The following is a 21,449-nucleotide window of genomic DNA, read 5'->3' as shown; positions in this document are numbered from 1 at the left end:
CGTCGCAGTTGCTTTCCGGTGTCGGAGAGTGGTCGAACGGCGAACGTGTTGGTATGCTTTAGGACAACAGAGGAGAATACTGGTACTCGAGTAAGTCTCGGATAGGTAATGACACGTACTGAGGGGAAACCTCTGTCTTTATACAGCAGGGAGATGGCGTTTACGTGTATGTCCGAAACCGGGACGGAGCCACGTCCGCTCGTCCGGACTCTTCCCGACCCCGAAGCCGCGTCACACGTTCAGTACAATCCTTCACTCGAGGAACTTCGCGATCTCGCCGCTCACGAAGAGACGACCACCGAGTTCGGTTCTCCCTCCTACGTCAGTGAGTTCCGATCGCGAAGCGCCGACCGGACGAAAAACGCCGTCGATCACGGGTTCAACACCCGCGATCACGACCTCGTCGACGAGGCTATCGCAGCGGCCGGCGACGACGACCGCGAGATGCTCTGTCTCGATCGGTTGCTGGGACGACACTCGGACGCGACGTTGTGCTGTCGGCTGTTCGTCCCGGCGGAGCACGCCCGGATCGCGCTGGCCTGGGCAAACCTGTTCGAGCCCACCGACGGCCGCAAGCCCGATCTGTACACCGTCCAGTTACCCGACCACGACGAAACCGAGATCCGGGTCCGTCCCGACGAGGGCTTTACCGCCGTCCTCGGGAGTGACTACACCGGAGAAGCGAAGAAGTCGTTTCTCCGGCTGTTCATGTACCGACTCAAAGAACAGGGTGGTCTCGGCCTCCACGCCGGTAGCAAACGCGTTCGCGTCCGCGATGGGGACGGCAAACTGCACACAGTCGGGCAGGTGTTCATGGGGCTGTCCGCGACCGGAAAGTCGACACTTACCTCCCACGGTTGCTGGCTCGAGGAGCCCGAAGACGCCACGATGTTACAGGACGATGTCTGTGGGCTCTTGCCTGACGGTGCCGTCGCTGGCAGCGAAGGTGAGGGACTATTCATCAAGACCATCGGCCTCGACGCCGACGAACAGCCGGAACTCTACGAGGCCGCGACCCACGAGTCGGCAATCCTGGAAAACGTCGCCGTCGACGACGACGACGGCACCGTCGACTTCGACGACGACCGCCACACCGCAAACTCGAGGGCGATCGTTCAGCGCGAACAACTGGCAAGTGCCGGCAAAGACATCGACCTCGAGCGGATTGATCAAGTCTTTTTCATCACGCGCAACCCGTTGATGCCGCCGATCGCGAAACTCACCGACGAACAGGCTGCCGTCGCATTCATGCTCGGCGAGTCGATCGAGACCAGCGCTGGCGATCCCTCGCGTGCGGGCGAATCTATCCGCGTGGTCGGGACGAATCCCTTCATCGTCGGCCCCGAGGGCGAAGAAGGGAATCTCTTCTACGACCTCGTCTCGTCGCTCGAGGTCGACTGTTACGTCATCAACACGGGTTCTCTCGGTGAGAAGTCCAAAGACGTCGGCGTCGAGGAATCGGTGACGATTCTCACCGAAACCGCTCGCGGCCGGATCGAGTGGACCGACGACGATCGGGTCGGGCTGACGATCCCCGAGATCGTCCCTGGCCTCTCGATAGACGACTATTACCCGCCTGATCACGTCGCGGAGTACGACGAGGCCGTCGCCGACCTTCGCGCAGAGCGTCGCGAGTATCTCGAAGAGTTCGACGACCTCCGCGAGGAGATCAGAAACGCGGTGTACTGATCGGTCGTCGTCTGTCTCGTCTTTCGAACGGCGGCGACGATGGCTGTATGATCGTAGCCGTGGCACTCACAACGGCTGTTGCTTCCGAGCCGTGGTCTTGTCGCTCTCGTGACGAAAGCCAGCGTCTGCCGCAGGAGACACCGTTATGTGTGTCCAGTGCACACGTCCGGCAATGGCTGCACAGGTACGAACGCCGACCGCCCGCAGTTGTGAACGCTGCGGCCGGGCCGAACGGTGGGACGACGACTGCGAGACGTGGCAACTCGATCGCGACGGTACCGAGAAACGGGTCGGCAACCCGCATTGCCTCCACGAGTGGGACATCAACGGGACGTTCAACCCTGTGGTGGAAGACGACGCCTGATACGGACTGCTGTACGATCCTGGGACGTTCTACCGCCGTGCCCGGAGTGCATGGCTCTTTTGCCTCGTCGGTCGAACTATCCCATCGATGCCAACCGCCTACATCACTGCACCGGCCGACGAAGCGGACGCCATCGCCGAACGACTCGTCGAGGAACGACTCGCGGCCTGCGTCAACCGGTTCCCGATCACCTCGACCTACCGCTGGGAGGGTGAGGTCCACCACGACGAGGAAGTCGCACTGCTGGTGAAGACGACCGATGACGCCTATGCCGACCTCGTCGATTTCGTCGAAGAAATCCATCCCTACGACGTTCCGTGTCTCGAACGGTTCGACGAGAGTCACGTCCTCGAGTCGTTCGTGGAGTGGCGGGCGGAAAGCATCTCGGCGGAGTAACTGCTCGCATACGTCAGTCGGTCACAGACGATGACTGCCCGAAAAAGCAACCCTTAAAACTCGCGCACGGGTTGTGACGGATATGGCTGGAACCATCGAAGTGCTCGTTCCGGGTGGCCAGGCTGATCCTGGCCCGCCGCTCGGTCCCGAGCTCGGACCGACGCCCGTGGACGTGCAGGCAGTCGTACAGGAGATCAACGATCAGACCGAGGCCTTCGACGGAACCGAAGTCCCCATCACGGTCGAGTACGAAGACGACGGGTCCTTCGAAATCGACGTCGGCGTCCCGCCGACGGCGGAACTGATCAAAGACGAGGCTGGCTTCGAGACTGGCAGCGGCGAACCCCAGGACGATTTCGTCGCTGACCTCTCGATCGACCAGGTCAAACAGATCGCCGAACAGAAAAAGCCCGATCTGCTCGCCTACGACACCAAAAACGCCGCAAAAGAGGTCGTCGGAACCTGTGCCTCGCTCGGCGTTACCATCGAAGGTGAGGACGCGCGCGAGTTCAAACAGATGGTCGACGACGGCGAGTTCGACGACACCCTGGCCGAAGCGTAACTGGAGTTCGTTTCTCCGCACTTTCCTCGAGAACGATCGGGAGCCCCGGTAGTCGCAACGCCCTCCTTTGGGTCGGCTACGGGTTCCGGTCGTCTTCCCCCTGGTGATTTTCGGGATCGAGCGCCTGTTCGGCTTCGGGTGCTCGCCGGTGTTTCGGGGAGACGATCGGTTCGCCGGAACCCTCGATTCGTTCCTCGGGGTCGTCGACCGACCACCACTTTCGGAGCCGGTCGAGCAGCGAACGGAGCATGCGAGGTCATCACGTTCTAGCGGCAAAAGTGTCGGTGGTGACTTTCTTGGGCGAAAAGCACTATTCCCTCCGATCCGGGGACACTCGTTCTGATTCGGCTGTAGATGGCGAGGACTCTCACGGCACCACTGATACGGAATGCTGTCCCGATGTCCCGGCGCGACCGCGCGCTCCTGCGGTCGCGCCGGAACTGACTGATACGGTTTACTGTAAGTCATTTTCGGCACAACCGCGACCCGGGCGGCGGTTGCGCCGGTAAATCGTTACAGTAATCCGTATGACAGCAACCCGCCTGAGTGACGGTCGGCCGCGTCGGTCCCGTTCTGCGTTTATTGCTGCAGACGGCGCTTCCGATCCAGTACCGTCCCAACCGTCGACTGAGGGGTCGAACCGGCACACACGACCGGGTTCGACCCAGTGGTCGACAGTTGGGACGGTATTCGGCTGTGAAATTCGAGCGATCGAGCGTCGACGCGTACCGGTTTCGATCCGCCGGCTCTCGAGGAACCCGTCGGATTACTCGTATGAGCTACTGTGGCGATCCGAACAGCTACGTTGGAGCGTCACGTAGCGCTGTACTCGTTCGTGACGGGAACGCACACGCGCCAGCAAGCTGAGACTGCTACGAGGACGACCGATCGACGGACCGCAACATAATGGGCCTGATCAGCCACTATCTCACGACACTACCGACACGAGTCAGAGAGCGCACGGCGAACCCGACACACCTCGATCCTGCGTCGGTACGGATCGATACGCGTTCGCTCGCGGCCTTTCGGATCGGTGCCGGGCTCCTCGTCGCCGCCGACGTGTTGCTTCGTGCCCGAAATTTCGAGTTCATGTACACCGAAGACGGTGTCGTCCCACAGTCGCTGGCGATGGAGGCGTCGGCCGACGGCGCGTTCTCGATTTACTATTTCACGACGAGTTCGACTGCCATCGCGGCACTCTTCGCCCTCACCGCGCTAGTGGGCTTCCAGCTCGCCGTCGGCTACCGAACGCGAGTTGCGACGATACTCGCTTTCCTGCTGGTCGTCTCGCTGGACCACCACAACCCGCTGGTGTTGAGCTACGCGGACGTCCTCTTTCGGCTCTTGCTGTTCTGGGCCATCTTCCTCCCGCTCGGGGAACGGTGGTCGGTCGACGCCGTCCACGCCGACCGCGCTCCTCGAGAGAGCATCACGAGCGTCGCCTCCGCCGCGATACTGGCACAGATCGTGTTCATGTACTTCCTCAACGGCTACCACAAGACCGAATCCGAGCTGTGGATCGGCGGGGAGGCGACGCCGCTCATCATGGGGCTCGACAACACGACGTTCCTCCTCGGAGACGTCATGCGGAACTTCCCCACGATGCTCCAGTACGGCGGCCTAACGTGGTACTATATGCTGCTTTTCTCCTGGCTGCTCTTTTTGCTTCGGGGGAGAGCGCGGACGGCGCTGGTCGCGATGTTCGTCGGCGGCCACGCCTCCTTCGCGATCACCGTCCGGATCGGCGCGTTCCCCTACGTCGCGATTGCGGGCCTGCTCTTGTTCCTGCAAGCGTCGTTCTGGGCGGACGCGAAGACGATCGCACGGTCCGCGTCGCTCGAGCAGATCCAGTCCACCGAGGTCCGCCCCAGACTGGAGCAAGTTGCCCGCCTGTTCCCGTCGTTCCGACTCGAGCGTTCGGCCCCTGCGGTCCCAAACTGGCTCACGAGGAGTGTCTACAGCGTCGCCCTGGCTATCGCAGTCGTTTCGATTCTGATCGTTCCCGCTCTCACGTACGTGCCACTCGCCGACTTCGTCGACGAGGAAGACGGTCCCGCCGACCGGATCGAACAGCGAGCCGAAGTCGTCTCCGTCGATCAACCTGACTGGAGCGTCTTCGCTCCGCATCCCCGGACATCGGACCAGTACTACGTCTTCCCCGCGGAGACCCGGGACGGCGAACGGATCGACGTCTACAACGATCGGGAACTGTCCTACGATAGACCGTACGAAGAGTTACAAAAACAGTTCGACACGTACAGAGAGCGGTTCTACATGAGTAGCGTCCGAAGCAGCGACACCGTCGCAGCGTCGCTGGCCGAACACCTCTGTTCGAACTGGGAGAACGACCGCGACGCCACGATCACCCACGTCAACGTATACTACGTCGTCGAGGACGTCACACTCGAGACGATCGACGAACCGTCCGACCGAAGCAGAGACGTAGAGCGGGTTTACGAACACGGCTGTGGCGACCACGACCCGGCGGAAATCTCGCCGCCGGTGTGATCGGTTGGCGTCTTGCTGTCGCTCTCGAGTGAACTGTCAGAAAAGCCGGTTGTGACTCGCCGCGTGGCGAGATGTGCGTTTACAGACGAACGACGTTCGTCGCTCGTGGTCCTTTCTCGGCCTCTTCGATTTCGAACTCGATCTCGGTTCCCTCGGTGAGGTCCTCGCCGCCAACGTCTTCCATGTGGAAGAAAACGTCCTCGTCCGCGTCCTCGGTGTCGATGAATCCGTAACCGCCCGTGTCGTTGAAGAAGTCAACCGTTCCGGTTGCCATTGTATCTCTTCCGAGAGCCACCACACCATTAAGCATTTCGAATTTATATCTGCCGTGTGTTTTGTTCGATACCTGTCTTCCGATAGTAGATTTCTCGAGATGCCGCCCACAAAACCTGTTTTGGTGGATATAATATCGTTTATTTGCACGAGAGCGTAATTAACGGCAGGATTATACATTCCGATCGCGGCTCGCGGTCGGTGGCCGCTCGAGAGTAACCCGGGTCCGGGGACGGAACCAGCGATACTTTACGGTTCCGCGGTCGACGACGAACGTGGATTCTACTGACACCCGCCACGAGTGGGCAAAGCGGTCGGGGGAGTACTCGCCGGAGTACTACGCCTACTACGGTCCCGACGAGACGAGCGAGACGGTGCGACGACTCCTCGAGCGGTTCGTCGGGCGAGATGCCGCGGTTCTGGAACTGGGCTGTAGCTCGGGCCGACACCTCGCGCACCTCTGTGACCACGGGTTCGACGAGTTGGCGGGAATCGAGATCAACGACGACGCGTTCGACGTCATGGAACGGACGTACCCGGACCTCGCCGCCGAAGGTACGTTCTACGCCCGGGCGATCGAAGACGTCGTCACGGAGTTCGACGAGGATCGGTTCGACGCGATCTATTCGGTCGAGACGCTGCAACACCTCCATCCGGAGGTAGAGTGGTTGTTCGACGAACTCTCCCGCGTCACGGCTGACCTCCTCGTTACTGTCGAAAACGAGGGAGACGAAAAGCAGACGGACGAGACCTACGTCGACGACGGCCTCCCCCTCTACTACCGCGACTGGGGCCGCGTCTTCACGGAAACAGGGTTCGACCAGGTCACAGTCGAGTCCGGGAAACGCGATACCGTCCGTGCGTTTCGGTTGTAACTCACACGAACGACTGTGTGTCGGTGACGCCGCAACAGCACTGGTCGCGGTTGCACCGGAAACGACGCACCACCCCGTCTCAGACGGTTTCCTGTCGTCAATGACCGCCGCCCGGAGTCGGCGACCGGCGATAACTAGTTACAGCAAACCGTCTCAGACGGTTTCCTGTAAGTCATTTCCGGCACAACCGCGACCCGGGCGGCGGTTGCGCCGGTAAATCGTTACAGTAATCCGTATCAGTCGTCTGTGGCGACGGCATCGGCAGCCGTCGTCTCGACGCCGTCGTCGTTTGCCCGCGGGAAGTTCTCGATAGTGTCCTCGCGGAACGCCGCCTCGTCGAACGCGTACTCTTCGTCGAAGAACTCGAGTAACGTGTGCGTGTCCTGCATGGCGTTTTTGAGACACGTCGAGGCACCCGGTGAGGGCGTGATGTTGAAGATGATGTCGTCGCCGACGATCTTCGCCTCACCCATGTCGAGCGAGCGGTTCTCGGTGTCGACGATCTGTGGGCGAACGCCACCGTACCCGTTCGCCCGTTCGATGTCCTCGAGGGTTGCGCTCGGGACGACTTTCTGGACGTGCGGGAGGAACGCTCGTGGCCCGACCGCGGGAAGATCGTAGACGAGGTTCTTCAGCACGTACGGCAGGAGGATGCGGTCAGCCAGGATGTTGGCGTAGCTGAGAAACGCGGACGGGTTCAGGCCGAACACGTCGAAGAAATCGCTTACGGTCGAGAGACGACCACGCTCGAGAGTCGGCACGAGTTTTGCGGTCGGTCCGAACCGCGTACTCCCGGCGTCGTGAACGTCCGCGTCGCCGTGGACCGCGGCGAACGGGAGTTTCTTCATCTGGAGGGTGTACACCTTCCCGTTCAGGAAGTCCTCCGCAAGGAAGAAACTCCCGGCGACGGGGAGCAACACCTTGTCCTCGCCGTAGCCGAGTTCCTTCGCCATCTGGAGGCTGTGTGAACCGGCGGCGACGACGGTGGCAGCACAATCGAACGGCCCGTCGTCCGTCGAGAGCGTGTACCCATCGGTCGTCTCCGTGATATCCTCGACTTCCGTCCCAGTGTAGATGTCGACGCCGTCTTCTTCGCTGGCGCGGTCGACGAGTGACTTCGCCACCTCGCCGTAGTCGACGACGTAGCCGTCGGGCGTCTGAAGCGCGAGCATCTCCGTCCCCGGATCGCGTCCCTCGACGACCTTCGGCTCGAGTTCGGCGATCTCCTCGCGATCGATCGGCTCGAGTTTCGGGAAGAGATCGCCGAACCCTTCCGCTTCGTATCGGTGCTCGAGTTGTGTGACTTCCTCCTCGCCGACCCCGAGAACCATCTTGCTGCGCTTGTCGTGCATCTCGCGGTCCGGGTCGTAGTGCTCGAGATAGCCCGCAAGCAGTTCCGCCCCCTCTTTTACGTCTTCGGCTTTCTCGAGGGTGTAGTTGGTCTCGATGTCGCCGAAGTGAAGCGTTTGTGAGTTGTTCGTGCAGTGTGAGTTGATCGCTGCGATCTCCGATTCTTTTTCGATCAGCGCGATCGAGTCGAGATCAGTAAACGTCGCGGTCGTATACAGCAGGGACGCGCCACTGATCCCGCCGCCGACGATGACGAGGTCGTACTTTCCAGACATGGTTATCTTCGAGTCGCTATCACACCCACAGACCTCCCGACTAATAACTCGTCTTCATTTGTCGGGAATGTCGATGATCGACGAACAGAGGGTCGACAGTAGTTGCAGGCGGACAGCCGTCACGGACCTGCTTTTCCCGTACCTGCCACCGCCCGCGCGGCGACAGTCCGATCGGTCGTCGAAATGCAGTGCTCCTACGGGGTGTGATGCCGTCGCCACAGGAGCCCGGGTCCGGCCTCGGACGGATTGCCGTACCGCTGTCCCGGTGCAACCGCTTCGGGGCGCGATTACATCGAAGCTGACGGACAGGAAACCGTCTGAGGCAGTTTCCTGTAGTCAATCACCGCCGATCGCTGACCCCGTTCTGGCGATCTACGGGAACAGTACCGGCCCAACCGTCAACTCTGACTAGTGCGCTGTACTTCTGATCGAGAGTCGTGATCGGTTTTGACCAACTCTCAACTAGACGGTCGACGGTTGGGACGGTACTAGGTACAGCAATCCGTCTCAGACGGTTTACTGTAAGTCATTTCCGGCACAACCGCGACCCGGGCGGCGGTTGCGCCGGTAAATCGTTACAGCAATCCGTCTCACTCGCGGTCGGTCTCATCGCGCAGATCGCCGTAGATCTCGGGATCGGTTCGGAATTTGAGGACGTTGTGGACCGCAGAGTTGCGAATATTCGCGATAACGTCGCCGTATTCCTTGTAGCAGTCGTGAATCCACTTCGAAATCTCCTCGGCGTTTCGGAACATCATCACGGTCTTCCACTGGTACTCCCCATCAGAGAGGAAGAAAAACAGCGTGTGTTTGTCCGACTGGACGTGTTCCATCGCCTCGCGCCAGCTGTCGGCGAAGTTCTCGGGGTTGAACTTGAACTCGAACAGTGCGAACGTGTAGTACTCTTCGTTGGGAATGATCGCTTCACGGAAGACGCCCTCGTCTCGCATCCGTCTGATCGACTCGCTGACGGTGACGTGAGAGACGTCGATGTCGTACTGGTCCGCCAGAATGTCCGTTAGCTCGCGAGAGGATAGCTGTGGGTCGTTCGAGAGTTCACAGAGGATCGCGATGTCACGATCTTTGAAGTCCCAGTTCGGTGGATCGCCGGTGGTCATACTACGAAAACTCTCGTGGGCCTATGCAAGCGTTACGCCTCGCGTGCGGTCTGTCACACGAGTTGCATCCCCCAGTGAACGGGCTGCCCGCCACTATCCTGCTTCAGCGAGAGAATCCCGCCTTTCCCGTGAGTGACGAGTGTTCCGACGCTCATACTGTCGGACAGAAGTCAATACGAAGTCGGTCGCAGATTCGCGGCCGTCTCCACCAGTGACGGCCCCAGCAGATCGACCGATCGTCACGTCGTTCTGTCCGGCAGTATCAGTCGGAACCGAGGAGCGAACAGGGCGGGAGTGAATCGCGTAAGCTCTGTTGTGGGATGACGGCTGTTGGGGCCATCACTCGTCGCCCTCACTCTAGTGGCGGGCCAAGCCTGCACTGATGAGTCGAACCCGGCCACGTGGGCCGGTTCGACTCGTCGGTCGACGGTTGGGACAGTACTAGTACCATCCCAAGCGTGGACCGACTAGTTGAGAGTTGGCCCAAACCAATCACGATTCTCGATCAGGAGTAGAGCGCACTAGTCAGAGTAGACTTGGGACGCTACTAGAAACTGTCTGCCCAGCCGTACTGGCCGACTGCTCGAGTTCGAACGTTACTCTCCAGAGGAAAGGCCTCGCAGCGACTCGTCGCCGATCTCCTCTAACACATGGTCGTGAAACGCCTGCAGGGCTGCACTCTCGTCTTCCGCGAGGACGACGTCGCTTGCCGACAGCGTCGCGAGACCGAACGCACGCGGCGTCGGCGAGTCGACGAGTTGGCGCTCGAGGTCGATCTCGCCCGACTCGAGGCCGGCGACGACCTCCCCGATCTCCTCGACGTTGAGTTTGTCCTCGAGAATTTCGCGGTAGGTTTCCTCGATGACGGCGAAGTTCTCGAGGTCTTCCGCGAACCCAAGCAGCATCTCGCTCGAGACTTGCTGTTCGCTCGCGGATTTCTCGTAGCCCTTGTAGCGTTTGAGGATCAGCAGCGACCGGGTAGCGTTGATCCGGAAGTACCGCTGCAGGAGGTCGGTGCCGTCGAGTGCCGCGCGCAGGTCCGCTCGTACCTGATCGGGGTCGAGGTCCTCGACGATCCCCGCAAGGTCGACTTTGCGGTTCAGCGGCATCGAGAGGACGAAGCCGTTGTCGGCGACGGCGACGCGGACGTTGGCGGTGGCCTCCTGTGCACAGTGGTAGGCAAGCAGCCGCGAGAGGCCGTCGTTGAACTGCCGGCCGTACGCCGAGTGGACGTAGTAGTGGCGTTCGTACTCGTCGCGGTCGCGTTCGACCTCGATCGTGAGCCGATTCGGCGTGCTCACGCTCTCTGTGCCTGCATACCGTAGCTGGTGGTCGAACAGACGTGCGATGGCGCGCACGCTGTCGTCGTCCAGCGGAAACTCCCGGAGCCAGGCGCGAACTCGCGGCGGCCCACCCTCCGCGTAGTGTTCGAGCAGTTGCTGTTGGAAGGCCAGCATCTCGCAGCCGAGGTCGTACGACAGCGGCAGCCGTTCGGAGTACCACGAGGGGACGGTCGGCCGCGCGCTCGTCCGGTCGACGTAGACCTTCGAGCCCCGGCGGTACTGGTACTCGAAGTGGTCGCCCCCGAGGACGAAGACGTCGCCTTTCTCTAAGGTGTCGAGGTAGCTTTCGTCTAACTGGCCGACCCACTCGTCGCTCGCGCGGGTGTAGACGTCGCAGGTAAAGGAGTCAGGGATGGTGCCGATGTTCGTCATGTAGATCACCCGCGCCAGCCGTCCCCGTTTGCCGATCAGGGGCTGGCCGACGGGGTACTCCTCGTGGTGGTGCTGGCCGTCCGGCGGATCGTTCTCGTCACACCAGATCTTCGCGTAGACGTTCTTGTCCTCTAAACCGGCGTAGTCGGCGGTGAGATAGCGCACGAGTGACTCCCACTCCGCTTCGGAGTAGTTCCGGTAGGGGTAGGCTCGTCGCAGAATTTGTTTGACCGCCGATTCCGGCCGAATCTCGGCGATCGCCATCCCGTAGACGTGCTGGGCTGCGACATCCTGGGCGTTCTCGGGGATCGACACCGAGTCGACGAACCCGTCTGCGGCCTTCTGCAGCATCACGGCACACTCGAGCAGTTCGTCCCGGTCGAGCGCGATTACTCGCCCAGTGACGGTCTGGCCGACGCGATGTCCTGCACGGCCGACCCGCTGGAGGAGCGCGGCGACGGATTTGGGCGAACCGACCTGCACGACCAGGTCGACGTGGGGCATGTCGATACCCAGTTCCAGCGAGGTAGAAGAGGTCACCACGTCGAGACTCCCCTCCTTGAGCCGTGCCTCGACGTCCTGGCGGACCTCCTTCGAGAGGCTGCCGTGGTGGCAGGCGGAGTTTTCCTCGTCGTAGTCGTCGAACCGCTCGCGGAGGTTGTGCAGGACGCGTTCTGCTCCCGATCGAGTGTTGGTGAACACGAGCGTGTTCGTGTGCTCCTGGACGTGCTCGTGGAGCATCCGGTAGAATCGCTCCTGGACGACCTCGCGGGACGTGTTGATCAGGTCGTCGGTCGGACACTCGAGTTCGAGGTCGAACTCGCGGGCAAAGCGGGCGTCGACGATGTCGTACTCGCGCGGTTTCCCGCCTGGTTCGTCGCCGCCTCCCGTGTCGCTTCGCTCCCCGGTCGACCGTTCCGAGACGCGTGGCGTCTCGCGCCCCACCAGAAACTCCGCTACGTCCTCGACCGGTTCGATCGTCGCCGAACAGCCGATCCGCGTGATTTCGTGGTCGGTCATCGCCTCGAGTCGCTCGAGACTCACCGAGAGGTGGGTGCCGCGCTTGCCGGCGGCAAGCGAGTGGATCTCGTCGACGATGACGTACTCTACCGTCCGGAGCTTCTCGCGGAACTTCGGTGCGTTCAGCAGGATGGCCAGCGTCTCGGGCGTCGTGTTCAGGATGTGGGGTGTCTCTTCGAGCATCTGCTGGCGGTCGCTCGAGGAGGTGTCGCCGTGGCGGATGGCGTGACGGATCTCGCCCAGTTTTTCACCGCGACGCTCGGCGATTTCGTCGATGCCTTCGAGTGGGACCGCGAGGTTGCGGTGGATGTCGTTGGCGAGCGATTTCAGCGGGGAGACGTAGAGACAGTAGACGGAGTTTTCCAGGCCAGTGGAAGGGTCCGTCTCCCGGGCAGACGGGCGCTGTCCGTCGCCGCTCGCCGACTCTCGATCACGCCTGTAGAGTTCGTCGATGATCGCACAGAAACTGGCTTGCGTCTTCCCACTGCCCGTCGGCGCACAGATCAGCGTGTTCTCGCCGTCGTGGACGTTTGGGATGGCCCCCCGCTGTGGCGGTGTGAAGAACCCCTCGTTTTCGGGGACGTACTCGCCGAACTCCTCGAGCCACCACTCCTGTACTGCGGGCTCGAGGAGTTCGAAGACGTCACCGTCTTCGATCGTGACGGCGTCTGGATCGAACGGCAACTCGCCGTCGGTGGACAACTCGAGATCCGCGATCCCGTCCATTGTCGTCGTCTGGGGAGCGTGCGCGTAAGAGGGTTTGGCTACCGAAGTGAACGTCACTCAGACAGCGGCTGCGACGATCGTCAGTCCGAGAAACGCGTGCCAAGCGATCGCCGCTGCTTTGTACTGTACCGATTCCGTCGGGATTGGTGGATTCCGGAACATCGCCTCGTAGACGAAGATCGTCGCGACGATCGCACCTGCCGCGAGCCCCGACAGGAACGCGACCGGCGTCGCGAGTCCGATCGCCATCCCGAGCGCGAGGCTGCCCGCGATAGCGACCAGCAGCTTGTCGTAGTAGCTGAGGCGAGCCATACCAGTTCTAGCATCTCCTCCTCGAAAGATCCTCCGCCGATTACACGCCGACGGGAATCGGGCCCGGCTATCGAGTCGCTCGAGCGACGAAGAAAACTATCGTCTCGCGACGAGCCAGCCACGAACCACGTCGGATCGGATGTCCGTCACTCACAGGCACACATATGACTCTCGAGCCAGTAAGAGTGGACGATGGTCGGCCGCTCTTACGTCCTACGTGTGGATCTCACTGCGGGAACCGTCCGGAAAGAACGGGTTCCCGAACGGTGGCGACGCCAGTTTCTCGGCGGGAAGGGGATCGGTGGCCGGTACCTCTATGCAGAGCTAGACGCGGGTGTCGATCCGCTGGGACCGGAGAACGTGCTCGCGTTCTGTGTCGGACCGCTTGCCGGGACGCTCCCTGGCGAGTCCCGATACGCGGCAGTGACGAAGTCGCCGCTGACGGGACTGTTTCTCGACTCCTATGCTGGCGGCACGTTCGCCGAACGGCTCGCCGGCTCGCTCGAGGACTGTCTGGCCCTGCTCGTAACTGGCGAGAGCGACGAACCAGTTCACGTCGTCCTCGAGGGTGGGACGGCCGCGATCGAGCCCGCGGAGACGTGGAGTCACGATACCGTCGAGACGGCCGAAGCGTACTCCGACGCGGCTATCGCGTGCATCGGCCCCGCTGGAGAGAACGAGGTCCGGTACGCGACGATCGCTTCCGACGCTGGCGACCACCACGCCGGACGCGGCGGTGCCGGCGCGGTCATGGGTTCGAAACGGCTCAAGGCTGTGGTCGCGGCAGGGCCACCAGCCGAACCACCGACGGCCGAACTGGCCCGACTCCGCGAGGAGTACACCGAGCGATACGCGAGCGACGACACCGGGATCTGGCAGGCCGCCAGTGGGACCCTCGAGTCGGTCGACTTCGCCGACGAAGTCGACGCCCTCGCGACGGAAGGCTGGCAGGAAAGCGCGTTCGAGGGAACCCCGGAAATCGGCGTCGACGCCGTCCGGGAGGCCGCGAGTGGCCGCGAGTACCCCGACGAGTCGGTTCCGGGCGGCTTTCGCGTCGAGACCGAGGGCGGCGAGACCGTCCCACGTGGAGCGACCCAGATGAGCCTGGGCGCGGGGCTCGGCATCGACGACTTCGATGTCGTCGCGATGCTTGGCGAACGCTGTGACAGACTCGGCGTCGACGTGATCTCCGCAGGTAACGTCGTCGCGTGGGCCGTCCGCGCGAGTCAGACGGATGCGATCGACGCCGATCTCGAGTTCGGTGATGGCGACGCGGCGCGGGCGCTCGTCGAGGCGATCGCGGTGGGAGCCGACCCACCCTGCGACCAGGAAGTCGTCGAGACGCTCCGGGAGGGTGTCGACGCGGCTGCGGCCCGGTTTGGGACGGAACAGATCCCTACGGTAAAGTCGATGGAACTGCCGGCGTACGACCCTCGTGGTGCGGCCGGGATGGCGCTTGCGTACGCGACCAGCGACCGGGGTGGCTGTCATCGCCGTGCCCGCCCCATCGAAGCGGAGGTCTTCGAGGCGTGGGACCGCGACGAACGGATCACGGCCGTCAAAACCGCCCAGGATGTCCGCTCCGTGCTGTGGAGCCTCGTCGCCGACGACTTCGCTGGCGAGACGATGTGGCACGACTGTGGTGCGACTTTTCTCGAGGCACTGGACGAAGCCAGTGACCTGTCGTACCCGACCGACGCCTTGAGGCTATATCGGACCGGCGAACGGATCTGGACGCTCGTCAGACTGTTCAACGTCCGTGAGGGAGTCGATCGGAGCGACGATCGGCTTCCCGAGTCGCTGCTCGGCATCGACGACAGAGTCGATCCGGACGCCTTCGAGCGACTCCTCGACGCCTACTACCGGACGCGCGGCTGGGGGACCGACGGACGACCGACCGAGGACACACTCGAGCGACTCGCGCTCGCGGCCGTCCGCGACGAAGCGACGCCAGTGGGGACGGTGTTCGACCGATCGATCGAATAGTATTTTCCCGACACGATTCATTTCCGTACGCTATGCAGACAAGTATATAGAATTGTATTAGTATGTCTATCATTCTACAAAATACGAAAAACCAAATATATAGCGCGTATCTGTGATTATACATTCAGTATGCAGAGTAAAGCAAGTATATTCTTTATTCGATCGTGTCCACAAATCGAGTAAAAATAACATTAGAATGTCATATCAAACTTATTTTGTACTAGCTATATCGCCACTTGTCGTCGGCCTCTCCCGTACAGGCCCGACACCCAGTATTACAGGAGTACATGTGTAAACGCCGCGATCACAACCTCTCGGGGATGAGACTGGAATAGTTTCCTCGTACCAGCACGGTCGGTCCGGAACCGGAGAGGTTTTTATGTCGCCGTAACCGACTCGTGTGCATGACGCTGTCACGCGCATCGAAGTCACCCACCGTTCGGGAGTTCGAGACGACGATCGCGGCAGTCGACGGCCGCGACGTGGAACTCGAGGAGACGTACTTCTATCCCGAAGGCGGCGGTCAGCCGGCCGACCGCGGCACGATCGGCGGGATCGGGACCGAGACAGTCCAGAAACGCGACGGCGCGGTCGTTCACACGCTCGCATCCGAGCCGTCACTCGAGCCCGGCAGCGAGGTCGACTGCACGGTCGACGATGCGTTCCGAACCTACTGCATGCGCGCCCACACCGCGAGCCACGTCGTCTACGGGGCCGGCCGACGGCTGTTCGACGGCCTCGGCTACGCCGGGTTCGACATCGGCGAGGAGAAAGTACGGATCGACCTGACGACGGCTGAGCCGATCGACGACGCCGATCTCGTCGAACTCGGGCGGCGCTCGAACCGGGCCGTCTGGGACGCACGATCGGTCACGTGGGAGCGACTACCGGAAGCGAAGGCCCGCGCACTCGAGGAGATCTCGTTCAACGAGAAGACCGAGGCGGGCGCGATGGCAGAGGGACAGGCCGAGTCGGACCAACGCGTCCGCGTGGTGACGGTCGGCGAGTCGACGATCGGCGACGAGAGCGACGGCAAACCGTGGGACGTAGCGGCCTGTGGTGGTACGCACGTCGACAACACTCGCCAGATCGGTCCGATCGAAGTACTCGACCGATCGAATCCCGGTGAAGGAGTGACACGCGTCGAGTTCGCGGTCGGGCCGACGGGAGTCGACCACGCCGCAGACGTACGAGCCGCAGTACGCGAGGCGAGTCGAATCGGTGGCGTTCCCGTCGACGAACTGCCCGAGGCGGTCGCTCGCTTGCAGGAAGAGAAAGCGCAACTCGAGTCCGAACTCGAGGAACTGAAAGCGGAGGTCGTGGTGAGTCGCCTCTCGGAACTCTCGACTGTCGAACGCGACGGCGCGACGTGGGCCGTCGGCGCGCTCGAGGGACTCGAGTCGAACGTCGTCACCGAGGGTGCACGAGCGGTCGTCGGCGAAGAACCGGACGAACCGGACGTGGTTGCAGTCGTCGACGGTGACGGTAACGGTGCACCCTCGGTCGTCGTGGCCTCGACGGGCGAGGTAGACGCCGGCGAGGTGATCGACGGTGTGACGGACGCCTTCGGCGGCGGTGGCGGCGGCAGTCCGACGGCCGCACAAGGTGGCGGGCTCCAGGCCGATCCGGCGGAGGTCGTGGCTCACCTCCGCGGAGAGTAATTAGATCTCCTCGCGGATCGCGTCGTTCAGTTCCGGCACGACCTCGTGGAGGTCACTGGTGACGGCGTAGTCGGCCTTCTGGACGATCGCCGCCTCGGGGTCCGTGTTGATCGCGAGAATGTTCTCGGCCCCCTTGCAGCCGACCATGTGCTGGACTGCGCCGCTGATCCCGCAGGCGATGTAGATACCGGGACTGATCTTCGCACCGGTCTGGCCGATCTGGTCGTCGTGTGGCCGCCACCCCTCGTTGACCGCGGCGCGGGAAGCACCGACGGTCCCGCCCAGCAGGTCGGCCAGTTCCTCGAGTTTGTCGTAGTCCTCGGGGCCGCCGACGCCCCGGCCGCCGCCGACGACGACGCGTGCCTCGCCGAGCGGGACGCCCTCCTCGTCGGTCGTCTCGACGCGGTCGACCTGCACACGGAAGTGGGCATCCTCGAGCGACGGCGAAAATTCCGTGACGGCGGGCTCCGTGGCCGTCTCGGCCTCCTCGATCGGGTGCTCGTGTTCGGCAGCGCTCACCAGCGTCGTCTCGCCCTCGAGCCGGGAGTGTTCGAGCAGGCTGCCACCCCACCGCTGGCGACGCAGTTCGTACGCGTCGCCGTCGGCCTCGATCTCGAGGCAGTTCGTCGCCATCGGCGCGTCGAGGGTCGTGCCGGCGTGGGCCAGCACCTCGTGGCCACGGTCTGTTCCGGGGACTGTGATCGTGCTCACGTCGACCTCGCGGGCCAGCTGTGCCAGACTCTCACCCCACGCCTCGGGCGCGTAGCCCTCGAGTCGGTCGTCGATGACGTGGTGGAGTTCGTCGACGCCGTACTCTCCCAGTTCGTCGGTCAGCCCGGCCGCTTCGTCACCGAAGGCGACGGCAGCGAGGTCCACCCCCTCGTTCGCTGCCAGGTCGCGGGCCATCGTCAACGCCCCCAGCGACGTCTCGTCCGGAACGGCGCTCTCGTGTTCGACGAACGCGAGGATCATAGCACTTCCACCTCCTCCTCGAGGACGTCGACGACGTTCGGTACGGCGTCGGGGCTGTCGCCGAGTATCTCGGCCTCCGAATCGTCCGTCTCGGGTGCCTCCAGCCGGACCTTCTCGAAGGTTCCCGCGCCCGCGGTGCCCTCGGGCTCGAGCCGTGGGACCTCCTGTTTTCGGGCCTGCATCTTGGCACGCATGGAGGCGTAGCGAGGTTCGTTGATCCCCTCCTTGACCGCGACGACGGCCGGTAAGTCGATCTCGTAGACTTCCTCGCCGCCGGCAACTTCGCGTTTGGCGATCGCGGTCCCATCCTCTACGTCGAGGGACTTGATCCCGGTCACACAGGGGAGTCCGAGTGTGCGGGCGACGCGGACGCCGACCTGGTAGTTGCCCGCGTCGGCGGACTCGTTGCCGAACAGTAAGAGGTCGAACGCGCCGTCGTCTTCCAGTTCCTGGATCGCGTTCGCGATCGCGTCGGCCGTCTCGCGGGGGCTCCACTCTTCGCCGTCAGTCTCGAGCAGGGTCGCCTCGTCGGCCTGCATGGCGAGTCCCGTCCGGAGCTGTTCGTCCGCTTCCTCGGGGCCGAGCGTGAGGACGTGTGCCGTGCCGCCGTGGTCCTCGATCAGCTGGATCGCTTCCTCGATGGCACACTCCTCGTGGGGGCTCATGGTAAAGCCCAGGTTACTCGTGTCGATTCGTTGCCTGTCCTCCGTCAGTACGATCTTCGCGCCAGTGTTCGGGACGCGTTTGATACAGGAAAGAACGTTCATGCGTAATGCTAGCTGCGGATGCGGTCGTTCTCGGGGTCGAACAGCGGTCGGCTGCCGACGACCTCGACGGTCACCGGGTACTGCTCGCCCATGTACTCGACCTGCAGTTGCCGTCCTTCCTCGGCGTGTTCGGGCGGAAGGTACGCCAGCAGCAGGTGTTTGCCGACGCTCGGGCCGGTCCCCGCGCTCGTGACGTACGACTCTCGGCCTTCCTCGTCGACGATCACCTCGCCGTCGTCGAGGACCGGTTCGTTCCCCAGCATGAACCGGCGCTCGCCCGACTCCGAGGTGTGGTCGTCGACCGAGAGCGTACAGAGCGTAGCCGCGTTCTCCTCGTCGATCGCCTCGGCGTAGGCCTCCTTCCCGATGAAGTCGGCCTCTTTGACGCCGTGGAAGGTCAGTCCGGCTTCGGCCGGGTCGTACTCGAGTTCGAGTTCGTGGCCGAAGAGCCGGTAGCCTTTCTCCATGCGCCCGGTCGTTCCGTAGACGCCCATCCCGACGGGCCGGATGTCGTACTCCTCGCCGGCCGCGGCGATGGTGTCCCAGAGGCGGCCGCCCGTGGCTGCGGGAGCGTAGATCTCCCAGCCGAGTTCGCCGACGTAGGAGAGTCGCATCGCCCAGGCGTCGACCTCGCCGACGGTGATCTCCTGGGCGGTGTACGGCGGAAACGCCTCGTGGGACATGTCCTCCTCGGTGACGGACTGGACGACCTCGCGGGCGTCGGGCCCCCAGACGCCGAGCGTACACAGCGACTCCGAGCGGTCGATCATCGTGACGTCGCCGTCCTCGGGGAGGTGGCGCTCGAACCACGCGCGGTCGGAGCCTGCTGCTGCACCGCCGGTGATAACTCTGTAGTGTTCCGGCCCAAGACGGGCGATCGTCAGGTCGGAGACGAAGCCGCCGTTCTCCGCGAGGATCGGCGTGTAGACCGTCTTCCCGATGTCGACGTCCGTCCGCCCGACGGCCATCTGCTCCACGTACTCGACGACGTCCGAGCCGACGAAGTCGAACTTCCCGAAGCCCATGTCGCCGACCATGGCGACGTGGTCGCGCATGTGGAGGTGTTCGCCGAGGATGATCGGCGACCACCACCGCGAGTCCCACTCGTTGCCCCGGAGTAGTCCCTCGAGTTCTTCGTTGTACGTCCGGACGAGGTCCTCGTTGGAGCTGTACCACTGGGGTCGTTCCCAGCCGGCGGCCTCGAAGAATCGTGCGCCGAGGTCCTCCTGGCGGTCGTAGAACGGACTCTGTCGGAGCGGCCGCGAACTCTGCCACTGCTCTGCGGGGTGGACGATCCCGTAGATCTTCTGGAACCCCTCGTGGCCTCGGTTCTCGACGAACTCCTGGGAGGTGCCGTACTCGTAGAACCGGTTGACGTCGGAGCCATGGAGGTCGATGTCCGACCAGCCACGCGTCATCCACTGGGCGACGGCCTCGCCGATCGCGGGCGCTTCCTTGATCCAGACCGCGGCACACGACCACAGCCCCTCGACGTCTTGCAGCGGGCCGAGCAGGGGCGCGCCGTCCGGCGTCACCGACAGCAAACCGTCGATTTCGTGGCGAACGCCCGCCTGCGGGTCGTCGAGCAGTTCGGGGACGATCTCGAGTGCGTCTGCCATCGACTGCTCGAAGGCGTCGTCGGTCAGCGGCGGCTGGGTCGGCGACAGCGGTGCCTCGTCGATCGACGGCACGTCGTCGACGTCCCAGAGGATCGGTCGGTGCTGGTAGGAGCCGACCTCCAAGTCGTTCCCGTGCTGGCGCTCGTACATCTGGGTGTCCATGTCCCGGACGACGGGGAACGAGATTTCGCCGTCGTAGTCCTCGAAGAAGGAGATCGGTCCGACGCTGACCATCTGGTGGACGGCGGGCGTCAGCGGGATCTCGACGCCTGCCATCTGTGCAATCTTGGGGCTCCACAGCCCCGCGGCGATGACGACCTCGCCTGCCTCGACAGTGCCACGGTCAGTCTCGACGGCCTGTATCGCGTCGTCCTCGACGTGTAAGTCGAGCACCTCCGTGTTCGGCGAGACGGTGAGTCCGCCGTCAGTTTCGTGATCGGCTCGTGCCCGCATCACTTCGCCGGCCCGCAGCGGGTCGCAGGTGCCGGCGCCCGGGCTGTAGAACCCGCCCTCGATGATGTCGGTATTGACGTAGGGCACCATCTCCTCGACCTCCTCGACGGAGAGCAACTCGCCGGGCTCACCCCAGGCTTTGGCCGACTGGACGCGCCGTTTTAGTTCCGCCATCCGCTCGTCGGTTCGGGCGACCTCGATTCCGCCGCTGTTCGTGAACGTGTCCATGTCCTCGTACTGCTCGATCGAGCGGCGGGTGAGGTGGGTCATCTCCTTCGAGTGCTCGACCGGCATCAGGAAGTTCGACGCGTGTCCCGTCGACCCGCCTGGGTCCGGGAGCGGTCCCTTGTCCATCAGGAGGATATCGTCTCGACCCTGTTTCGAGAGGTGGTACGCGAGGCTGTTGCCGACGATTCCGGCACCGATGATTACCGTCCCCGCACTCGAGGGAAAGTCGCTGCTCATCGTCGCTCACCACCCGTCCGGCGTGGTCGTCCGTCCGCTGTCCACGGGCGCTTTCCGTACAGTGTCATCTTCGTCGCTAGTGATCATCCCACACGCTATTAAATGGACGTACATCTGACACGCAGGTTACGTGACGAGGGACGAGGTCGTAGGGCCCGAGGACGAATCTTGCTCGGAGCGTAGAGTGGCGATGGAACGAAACGAATCGGTCGGTAGCCCACACCACAAGCAATCAGGTCGGTTATGGGTCGTGTTTCGGTCGTTCGCTTCCGTGTGTCAGATCTCGTTCCCGGCGACGAGCGCGAACGGAACCTCGTCGTATCCGGAACGCTATGCGTGGCGT

The 21,449-nt window shown here is 63.0% G+C and carries 17 protein-coding genes; 8 read left to right on the top strand and 9 right to left on the bottom strand.

Annotated features, from left to right (window positions below; all coding sequences use genetic code 11):
* Window positions 1-168 precede the first annotated feature (168 nt).
* From NATGR_RS14270 to NATGR_RS14255, 4 genes are all read left to right on the top strand, one after another.
* The gene (locus tag NATGR_RS14270) at window positions 169-1,689 is read left to right on the top strand and encodes a phosphoenolpyruvate carboxykinase (ATP) (RefSeq protein ID WP_005578137.1); all 1,521 of its coding nucleotides are present in this window, start codon (window positions 169-171) and stop codon (window positions 1,687-1,689) included.
* A gap of 172 nt (window positions 1,690-1,861) precedes the next feature.
* Window positions 1,862-2,053 carry an HEWD family protein gene (locus tag NATGR_RS14265; protein ID WP_005578134.1) on the top strand — a complete coding sequence of 64 codons (192 nt, stop codon included), beginning with the start codon at window positions 1,862-1,864 and terminating at the stop codon, window positions 2,051-2,053.
* A gap of 87 nt (window positions 2,054-2,140) precedes the next feature.
* Window positions 2,141-2,449 carry a divalent-cation tolerance protein CutA gene (gene cutA / locus NATGR_RS14260; protein ID WP_005578132.1) on the top strand — a complete coding sequence of 103 codons (309 nt, stop codon included), beginning with the start codon at window positions 2,141-2,143 and terminating at the stop codon, window positions 2,447-2,449.
* A gap of 82 nt (window positions 2,450-2,531) precedes the next feature.
* On the top strand, window positions 2,532-3,011 hold the full coding sequence (locus tag NATGR_RS14255) for a 50S ribosomal protein L11 (RefSeq protein WP_005578131.1): 480 nt from the start codon (window positions 2,532-2,534) through the stop codon (window positions 3,009-3,011).
* Between the two features lie 76 nt (window positions 3,012-3,087).
* On the opposite strand, the gene NATGR_RS19970 is transcribed toward NATGR_RS14255, so the two are convergent.
* On the bottom strand, window positions 3,088-3,261 hold the full coding sequence (locus NATGR_RS19970) for a hypothetical protein (protein WP_005578129.1): 174 nt from the start codon (window positions 3,259-3,261) through the stop codon (window positions 3,088-3,090).
* A 656-nt stretch (window positions 3,262-3,917) separates the two neighbouring features.
* On the opposite strand from NATGR_RS19970, the gene NATGR_RS14250 reads away from it, so the two are divergent.
* Entirely contained in the window at window positions 3,918-5,519 is a 1,602-nt protein-coding gene (locus tag NATGR_RS14250; RefSeq protein WP_005578127.1) for an HTTM domain-containing protein, read from the top strand.
* A gap of 79 nt (window positions 5,520-5,598) precedes the next feature.
* On the opposite strand, the gene NATGR_RS14245 is transcribed toward NATGR_RS14250, so the two are convergent.
* Complete coding sequence (locus tag NATGR_RS14245; RefSeq protein WP_005578126.1) at window positions 5,599-5,793, bottom strand: cold-shock protein; 195 nt, start codon at window positions 5,791-5,793, stop codon at window positions 5,599-5,601.
* A gap of 274 nt (window positions 5,794-6,067) precedes the next feature.
* Between NATGR_RS14245 and NATGR_RS14240 the strand changes: the two genes are divergently transcribed.
* Entirely contained in the window at window positions 6,068-6,667 is a 600-nt protein-coding gene (locus NATGR_RS14240) for a class I SAM-dependent methyltransferase (RefSeq protein ID WP_005578124.1), read from the top strand.
* 236 nt (window positions 6,668-6,903) lie between these two features.
* Here the strand turns inward: NATGR_RS14240 and NATGR_RS14235 are convergent, their stop codons facing one another.
* The 4 genes from NATGR_RS14235 to NATGR_RS14220 form a co-directional block, all read right to left on the bottom strand.
* On the bottom strand, window positions 6,904-8,292 hold the full coding sequence (locus tag NATGR_RS14235) for an FAD-dependent oxidoreductase (RefSeq protein ID WP_005578122.1): 1,389 nt from the start codon (window positions 8,290-8,292) through the stop codon (window positions 6,904-6,906).
* A 590-nt stretch (window positions 8,293-8,882) separates the two neighbouring features.
* Window positions 8,883-9,410, bottom strand: a complete 528-nt coding sequence (locus NATGR_RS14230; RefSeq protein ID WP_005578121.1) for an Lrp/AsnC family transcriptional regulator — start codon at window positions 9,408-9,410, stop codon at window positions 8,883-8,885.
* A gap of 596 nt (window positions 9,411-10,006) precedes the next feature.
* Window positions 10,007-12,871 (bottom strand): ATP-dependent helicase, encoded by a 2,865-nt coding sequence (locus tag NATGR_RS14225; protein WP_005578119.1) that lies wholly within the window; start codon window positions 12,869-12,871, stop codon window positions 10,007-10,009.
* 57 nt (window positions 12,872-12,928) lie between these two features.
* Complete coding sequence (locus NATGR_RS14220) at window positions 12,929-13,183, bottom strand: hypothetical protein (RefSeq protein ID WP_005578117.1); 255 nt, start codon at window positions 13,181-13,183, stop codon at window positions 12,929-12,931.
* Between the two features lie 192 nt (window positions 13,184-13,375).
* On the opposite strand from NATGR_RS14220, the gene NATGR_RS14215 reads away from it, so the two are divergent.
* Both NATGR_RS14215 and NATGR_RS14210 read left to right on the top strand, forming a co-directional pair.
* Window positions 13,376-15,169, top strand: a complete 1,794-nt coding sequence (locus NATGR_RS14215) for an aldehyde ferredoxin oxidoreductase family protein (RefSeq protein ID WP_005578116.1) — start codon at window positions 13,376-13,378, stop codon at window positions 15,167-15,169.
* Window positions 15,170-15,573: 404 nt separating this feature from the next.
* Window positions 15,574-16,830, top strand: a complete 1,257-nt coding sequence (locus NATGR_RS14210) for an alanine--tRNA ligase-related protein (protein WP_005578114.1) — start codon at window positions 15,574-15,576, stop codon at window positions 16,828-16,830.
* Here NATGR_RS14210 and NATGR_RS14205 read toward each other — a convergent pair whose 3' ends face one another.
* The 3 genes from NATGR_RS14205 to NATGR_RS14195 are packed head-to-tail and all read right to left on the bottom strand — an operon-like array spanning window position 16,831 to window position 21,106.
* Entirely contained in the window at window positions 16,831-17,802 is a 972-nt protein-coding gene (locus NATGR_RS14205; protein ID WP_005578112.1) for an electron transfer flavoprotein subunit alpha/FixB family protein, read from the bottom strand. It abuts the gene before it with no gap.
* Window positions 17,799-18,569 carry an electron transfer flavoprotein subunit beta/FixA family protein gene (locus NATGR_RS14200; RefSeq protein WP_005578109.1) on the bottom strand — a complete coding sequence of 257 codons (771 nt, stop codon included), beginning with the start codon at window positions 18,567-18,569 and terminating at the stop codon, window positions 17,799-17,801. Before NATGR_RS14200 ends, NATGR_RS14205 begins: the two co-directional genes overlap by 4 nt.
* An 8-nt stretch (window positions 18,570-18,577) precedes the next feature.
* Window positions 18,578-21,106, bottom strand: coding sequence for a GcvT family protein (locus tag NATGR_RS14195; protein ID WP_005578107.1), 2,529 nt, complete (start codon window positions 21,104-21,106; stop codon window positions 18,578-18,580).
* Between the last annotated feature and the right edge of the window lie 343 nt (window positions 21,107-21,449).

Origin of the sequence: Natronobacterium gregoryi SP2, from assembly GCF_000230715.2 — an archaeon.
GTDB lineage: Archaea > Halobacteriota > Halobacteria > Halobacteriales > Natrialbaceae > Natronobacterium > Natronobacterium gregoryi.
Note: the sequence above shows the minus strand (reverse complement) of the source record. Positions and strands in the feature narration are given on the sequence as shown.

Bases quoted from the DNA above. Each gene is read 5' to 3' on its own strand.
- NATGR_RS14230 (WP_005578121.1), bottom strand. From the start codon at position 9,410: ATGACCACCGGCGATCCACCGAACTGGGACTTCAAAGATCGTGACATC.
- NATGR_RS14255 (WP_005578131.1), top strand. From the start codon at position 2,532: ATGGCTGGAACCATCGAAGTGCTCGTTCCGGGTGGCCAGGCTGATCCT.
- NATGR_RS19970 (WP_005578129.1), bottom strand. From the start codon at position 3,261: ATGCTCCGTTCGCTGCTCGACCGGCTCCGAAAGTGGTGGTCGGTCGAC.
- NATGR_RS14200 (WP_005578109.1), bottom strand. From the start codon at position 18,569: ATGAACGTTCTTTCCTGTATCAAACGCGTCCCGAACACTGGCGCGAAG.
- cutA (WP_005578132.1), top strand. From the start codon at position 2,141: ATGCCAACCGCCTACATCACTGCACCGGCCGACGAAGCGGACGCCATC.
- NATGR_RS14195 (WP_005578107.1), bottom strand. From the start codon at position 21,106: ATGAGCAGCGACTTTCCCTCGAGTGCGGGGACGGTAATCATCGGTGCC.
- NATGR_RS14215 (WP_005578116.1), top strand. From the start codon at position 13,376: ATGGTCGGCCGCTCTTACGTCCTACGTGTGGATCTCACTGCGGGAACC.
- NATGR_RS14210 (WP_005578114.1), top strand. From the start codon at position 15,574: ATGACGCTGTCACGCGCATCGAAGTCACCCACCGTTCGGGAGTTCGAG.
- NATGR_RS14220 (WP_005578117.1), bottom strand. From the start codon at position 13,183: ATGGCTCGCCTCAGCTACTACGACAAGCTGCTGGTCGCTATCGCGGGC.
- NATGR_RS14235 (WP_005578122.1), bottom strand. From the start codon at position 8,292: ATGTCTGGAAAGTACGACCTCGTCATCGTCGGCGGCGGGATCAGTGGC.
- NATGR_RS14225 (WP_005578119.1), bottom strand. From the start codon at position 12,871: ATGGACGGGATCGCGGATCTCGAGTTGTCCACCGACGGCGAGTTGCCG.
- NATGR_RS14205 (WP_005578112.1), bottom strand. From the start codon at position 17,802: ATGATCCTCGCGTTCGTCGAACACGAGAGCGCCGTTCCGGACGAGACG.
- NATGR_RS14245 (WP_005578126.1), bottom strand. From the start codon at position 5,793: ATGGCAACCGGAACGGTTGACTTCTTCAACGACACGGGCGGTTACGGA.
- NATGR_RS14270 (WP_005578137.1), top strand. From the start codon at position 169: ATGTCCGAAACCGGGACGGAGCCACGTCCGCTCGTCCGGACTCTTCCC.
- NATGR_RS14265 (WP_005578134.1), top strand. From the start codon at position 1,862: ATGGCTGCACAGGTACGAACGCCGACCGCCCGCAGTTGTGAACGCTGC.
- NATGR_RS14250 (WP_005578127.1), top strand. From the start codon at position 3,918: ATGGGCCTGATCAGCCACTATCTCACGACACTACCGACACGAGTCAGA.